Source organism: Winogradskya humida, from assembly GCF_016862215.1.
Taxonomy (GTDB): domain Bacteria; phylum Actinomycetota; class Actinomycetes; order Mycobacteriales; family Micromonosporaceae; genus Actinoplanes; species Actinoplanes humidus.
On record NZ_BOMN01000133.1, the window covers coordinates 1 to 1,210 of the forward strand.

Annotated in this window: 1 protein-coding gene; it reads right to left on the minus strand. The window is 69.9% G+C overall.

Annotated features, from left to right (window positions below):
- Positions 1 to 34: 34 nt before the first annotated feature.
- Positions 35 to 811 carry a peptidase associated/transthyretin-like domain-containing protein gene (locus Ahu01nite_RS45465; protein ID WP_203842985.1) on the minus strand — a complete coding sequence of 259 codons (777 nt, stop codon included), beginning with the start codon at positions 809 to 811 and terminating at the stop codon, positions 35 to 37.
- Between the last annotated feature and the right edge of the window lie 399 nt (positions 812 to 1,210).

A 1,210-nucleotide genomic window follows, 5' to 3' on the forward strand; every position in this document is an offset into this window, starting at 1 on the left:
GTGCCCGAGGCCGTGCCCAAGCCCGTGCGCGTGCTCAGGCTGATGGTGAGGCTGAGGCGCTCGGGGATCCGCCCGGTCCGCCAGGGCCACCCGGTCCGCCGGGGCCGCCCTGGCCGTCGTTGGTGGCGGCCGGGTCGACGCTCATGGTGAGCGAGCCGAGGACGCCACGGGTGACGTGCCGGGGGTCGTAGCGGAGATCGAGCAGCCCACCCGTGCTGCCGGTACCGTCGTAGATGCCGTCCTCGTCGAGCTTGGTCCGGGTGGCCTCGTTGCCGGCGTACGGTTCGATCGTCTCGAACTTCGTGATGAGCTCTTCGGCGAAGTAGAACTGACCGGTGTGGCAGGTGTGCCCGCCGCTGTACCCCGACGGCGTGACCGTGCCCTCGGTGTGGACCTTGGTGTGGATGTGGACGGCGCGGCCGCGGTACCAGCCCGGAACGATGGTGTCGAACGTGACGTACCCGGCGTGGTCGGTGACCTGGATGCCGCGCAGGAAGGTCAGGTCGTCGGTGGGCTCCGCGTGGCCGCCACCCCCGCCCCCGGGCGGTCCGCTGGGCGGCGCTGACGGGTCACCACTGGGCGGGGCTGACGGGTCGCCGCTGGGCGCGGGACCCGACGGCGGCGGCCCGCTGGGCGGGGGAGTGTCACCCCCGGAACCCGCACCGCTGTACCCGGAATACACGCCGACCGCGTCGCAGTGCCAGATCTCCACACCGGCGTTCCGGATGGGCCGGCAGGTCCCCGAGTCGATGACCCGCAGCTTCAAAGTCAACCGTACGCCGGGCCGGTCCTCGATCACGTTCCGCCGCAAAAGCAGATAATCAAGATAATAAGGACCCTCGATCGACTCACTGGTCAATACGCACGCAGCCGAAGCCTCAACGGCCGGAACAGGCGCACCAGCCGAGGCAAAGGCAGTCCGCCCCCCGATCACCGCCAGCCCCGCCGCCACCGTGCCGGCCCCACCGAGCGCCAGTAACCGCCGCCGGTTCATCAGCACGCGCGAAACCTCGCCGTTGTCCGCTTCCTCATTCGCATCTGTCGATGTCATCCCCAAGATGTGCGTACGCAATCCTGTGTAGACCCTGTCGAAACCCCATGCCTGAGCTGTAAACACACCCCGAACTGTGAGCCCGTGCCCCGCCCATGCCCGGCCCCGCGCCCAGCCCATGCCCAGCCTGGCGCGCCGCCCATGCCCAGCACCTTGCCC